Raw genomic sequence first — 7553 nt, forward strand, 5'->3', positions numbered from 1 at the left:
GACTTCGCCGTCTCCGGCCGGGCCGTCGCCGGCGACCTGCTCGCGGTGGCCGGCGGCCTCTTCGCGGCCGTCTACACCGCGCTCGGCGAGCGCGCCCGCACGACGATCAGCACGACCACGTACACCACCATCTGCTACGGGGTCTGCGCGCTGGTCCTGCTCGTGGTCTGCCTGGTCGGCCGGGTGCCGCTGACCGGCTTCGACACCGGCACCTGGCTCGTCGTGCTGGCCCTGGTGGCCGGCGCCCAACTGCTCGGGCACTCGATGTTCAACTACGCGCTGAAGAAGGTCTCGGCGACCACGGTCAGCGTGCTGGCCCTGCTGGAGGCCCCGGGCGCGGCCCTGATCGGCTGGGCCTGGCTGGGGCAGCTGCCCGGGGTCACGGCCCTGCTCGGGCTGGCGCTGCTCCTGACCGGCGTCGCGGTGGTGGTGCTCGGCGGCGCCCGCGCGGCCCGCCGCGTCCGACCGATCCCCGCCGTCGTCCCCGCCGACGCCGGCCCCGCACCCGACTGACCCGCGAATCCGCGGGCGTCGCGCCCATCCCGGTCCCTCCGCGGCGCCGGCAGCGCAGCCCGCCACCCCGGTCCCTGCGCAGCTCAGGAGCGCCGGCAGCGCAGCCCGCCACCCCCGTCCCTCGCCGCGCCCGGGCGGCGGCAGGGGGTCGGGTGGCGGCGGTCAGGGGCGTCGGGCGACCACGGCGACCCTGGGTAGCGCCTCCGGGTCCGGTACGGGGGTGAGCAGGTCGTCGACGGCGGCGACGTGGCTCGTCACCCAGCCGGCGTCCGCCAGCGCGGACAGCACGTCGGCCATCCGATGGGCGGTGTTGGTGATCGTCGTGGCGAAGGGGGTCGCGCGGCCGTCGTCGGCGCGCAGCTCACCGGTGACGTGCAGCGGGCGGCGATCACCGTCGAGCGGGCCCCGCGCCACCACCACCGAGACGGTTCCGTCCTGCCGCGTGACCGGTGGCACGTCGGCGAGAAGGCCCCTGACCGTGGACATGTCGAAGCCGAACCAGCCGCCCGGAGCGACCGCCCGGTGGACGCAGCGCAGGTAGGCGCGGACCCGGTCGATCCCGCCGACGTGGTTGACGATGTCGTAGGTGGAGACCGCGAACGCGCAGGGTCTCGGCACCTCGAAGTCCGCGGCGTCCGCGGCCAGCAGCACCGCGTCGGTGCCGGCCAGCCGTTCCCGGGCGCGGGCGATCATCGCCGCCGAGACGTCCACGCCCACGACCCGGTAGCCGGCGGCGGCGAACCGGGCGGCCACGATGCCCGTACCGCAGCCCACGTCGAGCAGGCTCCGCTCCGATCCGGGCGCGACGTGCGCGTGCAGCCGCAGCCACGCGTCGCCCATCCGCTCCGGGTACGGCGCCCAGAAGCGGTCATACGCCGTGACGAAGGCGTCAACGTACTCGGCCATCGAGTTGCCTTTCGTAGTGCCGGACGGGGGAGCTGGCCAGCGGGACGAGCGCGGCGATGAAGATCACCGTGGCCAGACCGAGCAGGGTCGTCCTTACGCCGAGCGCGGGTACGACGAAACCGGCGGCGATCATGACCGGCGGTCCCAGTCCCACCGCCCCCAGCCACTCGTACGCGCTCACGCGGGACATCGCCTCGGTCGGCACCTCGGACTGGACGGTCGTCTCCCACAGCACGCCGAAGACGTCGAAGGCCACCCCGGCCAGCACGGCGGCGAGGATCACGAACGGCAGCGCGGCACCGGCTCCGAGCAGCAGCGCCGGCAGTCCCAGCAGCGACACGGCGAGTACGGCCGTGCGCAGGGGCCGGGTCGTCCGGATCCGCATCGCGACCAGCACACCGGCGAACATGCCCACCGCGTACCCGGCCAGGACACCGGACCACGCGCTCGCGCCGCCCAGGTGCGCCCTGGCGAGCAACGGCCCGGCGAGCCCGAAGGTGACCCCGACGGCGGCGTTGATCACGGCCGCGGCGAGCACGACCTGCCACAGCCAGCGCCGCCGGACGAACTCCCGCCAGCCGTCGCGCAGCTCGGCCGGCAGGTCCCGCCTGGCCGGCCGGGGTGCGCCGGCGAGGCGCAGCCGCGCGAGGAGCCCGGCGGCGACGGCGAACGTCGCGGCGTCGAGGGCCAGCGCCCAGCCCGGCCCCAGCCAGGTGATCAGCGCGCCGCCCGCGGTGAAGCCCGCCACCGTGGCGGTGTTCGTGCCCAGCCGCAGGACGGCGTTGCCGCGTTGCCGCGCCTGCGGCGCGACGAGTTGCGCGGTCAACCCGTTCAGCGAGGGCAGCAGCAGCGCGGAGGCGGTGCCGGCGACGGCCGCGCAGACGGCGAGGGCGGCGACGCCCGCCCGCCCGGTCAGGACGAGGACGGTCATCGCGCCGTACGCCGTGCCGCACATCAGCTCCGCCGCCACCAGTACGCGGTGCCGCGGCAGCCGGTCGCCGATGACGCCGCCGAGCAGCATCAGCGCGATCCGGGGCACCGAGATCGCGGCGAGCACCAGCGACAGCGCCGGAGGCGATCCGCCGGGCAGGTCGAGCACGGCGAAGGTCAGCGCGAGCGGCCCCATCGCGTTGCCGAAGACGGAGACCGTCCGGGCGGCGGCGAACAGGACGAACCGGCGCTCGCGCAGCGGGTCCGCCGGGCGGTCCACGGACGCGACGGCGTCGGTCATGCCCGGTCCGGGCGGACCAGCGCCTGCCACCGCGCCACCGGCTCGCCGGAGTCGAGCACGTGCAGCAGCGGCCGGCGGGCCACCACGGGGCACACGTGCCCGGGCAGCACCCGCAGCTCGTCGCCCACCGACACCGAGGCCGGGGAGACCGGCGCGCCGTCGGGGGCGGTCATCACGACACCGCTCATCCAGGTCTGGTCGGCGCCCGCGAGCAGCGCGTCGGCGTCGGTGCGCAGCACCCGCCCGTCGTTCCCGGTGACGGTCGTGGTGACGGCGATCGCGACCGCCTCGGGGTCGCACTCGCCCAGCCGGGCGAATCCGCCGTCGAGCAGCGCGTACGCGCCCGCGCACACCTCGGTCACGCCGGCGACGTCCAGCGCGCCGGACAGGGTCGGTGTGCCGCCGACGCTCACCGTCGGGCAGGGCGACCCGGCCGCGCGGATCCGCTCCGCGACCGACACCAGCAGCAACGCCTGGCGGCGGCCCAGCCCGACCCGGTCGCGCGCGGCGGCGGCGTCGGTGAGCCCCACGTACCCGGTCACGCCCGCCAGGCGCACCCCGCGCGTCCTCGCGACCGTGGCGGCCAGTTCCCCGGCCGCGTCGGGGTCGACGCCGACCCGGTGCAGACCGGTGTCGACCTCGATCCGTACGCCGAGTTCGACGCCGTGGGCCTCGGCCGCCGCGCCGAGCCCGGCCACCGCGTCCGGGTGGTCCACGTGCACCGTCACCGCGCAGTGCCGCGCGAGCTGCGCGAACCTGGTCCACCGCCACGGATCGCGCCACGGCCAGGCCACCGCCACGTCCGTCACGCCCACCTTCAGGTAGGCCATGGCCTCGGCCGCGGAGTGGACCGCGACGCCCACGGCGCCCGCGGCCACCTGCCGGGCGGCGATCTCGGGGGTCCGGTGTCCCTTGACGTGGGCGCGCAGGGCGACGCCGGCCTCAGCCGCGCGCCTGCCGTACCGCGAGATGTTCGCGTCCAGCCTGGACAGGTCGACCGTCACCGTCGGCGTCATTCGCCGCGTCCGTGCCAGGCGTCCGGGGGGAAGGAGAACGCCGCGTCCCCGCCGGCGAGCATCGCCGCCTGGCGTTCCCGCTCGGCGGGGTGCGGCACGCCGACGCCGGACACGCCGAGGAGGATCTCGTCCGGCCAGGACAGGCCGAGGGCGTCCTCGACGGGCGCGTCGCGGGTGGCGGCGGTGAAGAACGTCCCGAGACCGAGCGCGGTCGCGGTGAGGTACACGGTCTGACTGAGGTGACCGACGTCGAGCAGGAGCGCACGGTACGCGCGTGCGGCCGGGTACTTCCACACGGTCCGGTCGAGCACCGCCGCGTACATCAGCAGGAAGTTGGCCTGGGCGGCGTGCGGCTGCCCACCGCACCACCCGCGCAGCTCGTCCTCGTCACTCACGGCGGCGAGCCGCACCAGCTCGTGGCGGCGCACCGCGTAGTGGTAGACGCCGGGCTCCAGCCCCTCGACGTCGCGGACCACGGGATAGACCTCGACCGGATGACGGGCTCCGCCGGACGGAACGGTCTTGAGCAGTGCCGTCCCGACCCCCGAGACGTCCACCTCGTGGCGAACGCCGGCCGTCCAGCGCAGCAGGGCCGCGAAGGACGACAGCGGCACCGGGCGGTCCGGGTCGAACCAGCGCGTCGAGCGCCGGGCGTCGAGGACCCTGGTGAAGTCGACCGCGGGCGGGTCGGCGTGGGGCAGGGCGATCCGCGGCCCGTCGTACTCCTTGACCGGGTCCGGCTGGCCGGTCTTGGCGCGCAGCACCGCGGCGTCCTCGGCCGCCGACCGGAAGACGTCGCTGCCGAGCGTCCGGCTGGCCAGGTGGTAGTAGGTGGCGGCCGGTCCCAGGTCGCGCCAGGCGCCGAGGCGTTCCTCCCGGGCGTGTTCCGGCGAACCCTCGGCGACGAGGACGTGGGCGTCGAGAAGCTGCTGCGCGAGCCGGCCGTCGAGCTCGGCCCAGTCGGCGTAGTCGCGCAGCAGCCTCTCCGCCTCAACAGTCAACGCGAACTGCCGGTGCCTCAGCGGGTCGTCGCAGACCAGTTGACCGTCTCGCCACAGGAAGACGACCAGCCGCGACACACGGACTCGCACGACTGGTCAGGCTTCGACCGGCGGCTCCAGGCACGTCAGTTCCTGGTCGTAGTCGTCGGACGCCACCGGCTCGAAGGCCTCGACCTGCTCGGTCATGTGCGCTCTCCCCTCACTCATCGGCGTTGATCACTGCAAGGCACCGTATCAGCAAGTCCACTGTGAACACACCCCCGTGCCGGATCGGCCGGGACCGCCTCATACCTCGTGGACCTCCAGCACCCGGGTGGCCGGGGCGGCGTCGCCCGGCTCGGCGTCGAGCCGTGCCTGGAGCTCCTTGTCCCGGCCCAGCACCCGCAGGGTGTCGTCGCCGCCCGTCCCCGCGGGCCCGTCGTGCGTGTCGGTGCCGTTCCCCGTCGTCATGCGGCGGAGTATGGCAGCGCCCCGGCCGCGGCCGGCACCGTCAGGCCGCGACGCCGACCGCCTCGGCGCTGGCTGTCCAGAGCCGGGCGGCGAGCTGCGGGTCGGCCGCCTTGGGCAGCGGCCGGCGCAGCCGCCGGTCGGCGTAGTAGCCGCCCGTGATCAGCCGCGCCGGGTCCTGCTTGGCCAGCCAGACCAGCGTCTCGGCGCCCTTCTCCGGGCTGCGGAACGGCAGGAACCGCATGCCCAGGGCGACCAGCCGGCTGTCGTTGCCGAACCTGCTGCGCACCACCCCCGGGTGGTAGGAGTACGTGGGGATCTCCGGCCAGCGCCGGGCCGCCTCGGCCGCGAAGAGGATGTTCGCCTGCTTGCTGGTGCCGTACGCCCGCATCGGCCGGTAGCGGCGCAGCGTGGCGTTCAGGTCGGCCGGGTCGAGCACGCCGCTGCGGTGCGCGGCCGAGGCGGTGACCACCATCCGGCCGATCCGGTCCCGCAGCAGGCTGCTGAGCAGGAACGGGGCCAGGTGGTTGGCCTGGATCGACAGCTCGAAGCCGTCGACCGTGGTGAGGGGCTGGAGCACGATCGCCCCGGCGTTGTTGGCGAGCACGTCGATCCGGTCGTACGCCTCCCGCAGCTTCCCGGCCAGCCGGCGGACGTCGTCGAGCACCGCGAAGTCGGCCCGGAACAGCTCCGGTCGCTCGCCGGCCGCCTCCCGGACCTGTTCCGCCGCGGCCTGGAGCCGGGCCGGGTCCCGACCGACCAGTACCACCTGGTCACCGCGGCGCGCCAGGTCGACGGCGGCCGCCAGGCCGATGCCCGAACTGGCCCCCGTCACCACCACGAGTCGACGCCCAGTGAGATCTTCCACAGGTCCATTCACCCCGGTCACGGCACGAGGTTACCGTGGCGTCACAAAGACTCTTGGGGGGATCGTCAAGCCCTCGCATTCTCGTCAGATGACGTCGGCGTGCCCTCCGCACGCTGGAAGGAGCGCATCCATGGCCGCAGTCGGTCGCCCCCGCCGGTCCTGCCTCGCGGTACCCGGCTCCAGCGTCAAGATGCTCGGCAAGGCCCAGGGGCTCCCGGCCGACCAGGTCTTCCTCGACCTGGAGGACGCGGTCGCCCCGCTGGCCAAGCCCGACGCCCGTAAGAACATCGTCGCGGCGCTCAACGAGGGCGACTGGTCGGGCAAGACCCGCGTCGTCCGGGTCAACGACCTGACCACGCCGTGGACCTACCGGGACGTCATCGACGTGGTGGAGGGGGCCGGCGCCAATCTCGACTGCGTCATGCTTCCGAAGGTGCAGAACGCGGCCCAGGTGCAGTGGCTCGACATGACGCTGACCCAGCTGGAGAAGACGCTCGGCCTGGAGGTCGGCCGGATCGGCATCGAGGCGCAGATCGAGAACGCCGCCGGCCTGGTCAACGTGGACGCCATCGCGGCCGCCTCGCCCCGGGTCGAGACCATCATCTTCGGCCCGGCCGACTTCATGGCCTCGATCAACATGAAGTCCCTGGTGGTCGGCGCGCTCATCCCGGACTACCCGGGCGACCCCTACCACTACATCCTCATGCGCATCCTGATGGCGGCCCGGATGCACGACAAGCAGGCCATCGACGGCCCGTTCCTGCAGATCCGCGACGTGGACGCGTTCCGCGAGGTGGCCAAGCGTTCGGCGGCGCTCGGCTTCGACGGCAAGTGGGTGCTGCACCCGGGCCAGATCGACGCCGCGAACGAGGTCTACTCGCCGGCCCAGGCCGACTACGACCACGCCGAGCTGATCCTCGACGCGTACGAGCACTACACGTCCGAGGCGGGCGGCCGGCTCGGCGCGGTGATGCTCGGCGACGAGATGATCGACGAGGCGTCCCGCAAGATGGCCCTGGTGGTGGCGGCGAAGGGCCGGGCCGCGGGCATGACCCGCACCTCGTCGTTCACCCCGCCGGCGGAGTAGTTCCGCACTTCCGACGTCCGTGCCGCCCCGGTCCGCGCCGGGGCGGCACCGTCGCGTCAGTAGGTGCTGTTGCCGGACTGGGAGATCGCGAAGACGATGATCGCCACGTAGAAGAGCATCACCAGCAGGTACAGGCCGGTGACGATCCAGCCGACGATGATGCCGGCCTTCGCCATGCCCTCGCCGCCCTCGCCGGACTGCCGGATCTGGTTCAGCGCGACGTGGCCGAGGATCGCGCCGATCGGCGCGGTGACGCAGGAGCCGATGCCGACCAGCGCCAGCACCAGGGCGGCGATGGCGAGGCCGTTGGTCTTCAACGCGGGGGCGTAGCCGTAGTTCGGGTAGGCCGGCGGGTAGGCGGCGGGCGCGGGCTGCCCGGAGGCCTGCTGCATCCCGGCGTACGGGTCGCCGCCCGCGTAAGGGTCCGCCGGGGCGTACGGGTCGGCCGGCGCGTACGGATCGGCGCCGGTGGGCTGGGCGGGGA

Annotated in this window: 9 protein-coding genes; 2 read left to right on the forward strand and 7 right to left on the reverse strand. The window is 74.2% G+C overall.

Annotated features, from left to right (window positions below):
* On the forward strand, positions 1 to 513 hold a 513-nt coding region (locus ACSNN9_RS26935), incomplete at its 5' end, for an EamA family transporter (protein WP_436676060.1).
* A gap of 162 nt (positions 514 to 675) precedes the next feature.
* On the opposite strand, the gene ACSNN9_RS26940 is transcribed toward ACSNN9_RS26935, so the two are convergent.
* The 6 genes from ACSNN9_RS26940 to ACSNN9_RS26965 all read right to left on the reverse strand — a co-directional run bounded on the left by ACSNN9_RS26940 (position 676) and on the right by ACSNN9_RS26965 (position 5982).
* Entirely contained in the window at positions 676 to 1419 is a 744-nt protein-coding gene (locus tag ACSNN9_RS26940) for a class I SAM-dependent DNA methyltransferase (protein ID WP_436676061.1), read from the reverse strand.
* Complete coding sequence (locus tag ACSNN9_RS26945; RefSeq protein WP_436676063.1) at positions 1403 to 2650, reverse strand: MFS transporter; 1248 nt, start codon at positions 2648 to 2650, stop codon at positions 1403 to 1405. The genes ACSNN9_RS26940 and ACSNN9_RS26945 overlap by 17 nt, the downstream gene beginning before the upstream one ends.
* A complete protein-coding gene (locus ACSNN9_RS26950) occupies positions 2647 to 3666 on the reverse strand; it encodes an alanine racemase (RefSeq protein ID WP_436676065.1) in 1020 nt (339 codons plus the stop codon). Before ACSNN9_RS26950 ends, ACSNN9_RS26945 begins: the two co-directional genes overlap by 4 nt.
* Positions 3663 to 4757, reverse strand: a complete 1095-nt coding sequence (locus tag ACSNN9_RS26955) for a SagB family peptide dehydrogenase (protein ID WP_436676067.1) — start codon at positions 4755 to 4757, stop codon at positions 3663 to 3665. The genes ACSNN9_RS26950 and ACSNN9_RS26955 overlap by 4 nt, the downstream gene beginning before the upstream one ends.
* A gap of 195 nt (positions 4758 to 4952) precedes the next feature.
* Complete coding sequence (locus ACSNN9_RS26960; RefSeq protein ID WP_436676069.1) at positions 4953 to 5117, reverse strand: hypothetical protein; 165 nt, start codon at positions 5115 to 5117, stop codon at positions 4953 to 4955.
* Positions 5118 to 5157: 40 nt separating this feature from the next.
* Positions 5158 to 5982 (reverse strand): SDR family NAD(P)-dependent oxidoreductase, encoded by an 825-nt coding sequence (locus ACSNN9_RS26965; protein WP_436676070.1) that lies wholly within the window; start codon positions 5980 to 5982, stop codon positions 5158 to 5160.
* A gap of 130 nt (positions 5983 to 6112) precedes the next feature.
* On the opposite strand from ACSNN9_RS26965, the gene ACSNN9_RS26970 reads away from it, so the two are divergent.
* The gene (locus ACSNN9_RS26970; RefSeq protein ID WP_393258192.1) at positions 6113 to 7069 is read left to right on the forward strand and encodes an HpcH/HpaI aldolase/citrate lyase family protein; all 957 of its coding nucleotides are present in this window, start codon (positions 6113 to 6115) and stop codon (positions 7067 to 7069) included.
* 56 nt (positions 7070 to 7125) lie between these two features.
* Here the strand turns inward: ACSNN9_RS26970 and ACSNN9_RS26975 are convergent.
* On the reverse strand, positions 7126 to 7553 hold a 428-nt coding region (locus ACSNN9_RS26975), incomplete at its 5' end, for a DUF4190 domain-containing protein (RefSeq protein WP_436676071.1).

The organism is Micromonospora sp. URMC 107 (genome assembly GCF_051386315.1).
Taxonomy (GTDB): Bacteria; Actinomycetota; Actinomycetes; order Mycobacteriales; family Micromonosporaceae; genus Micromonospora.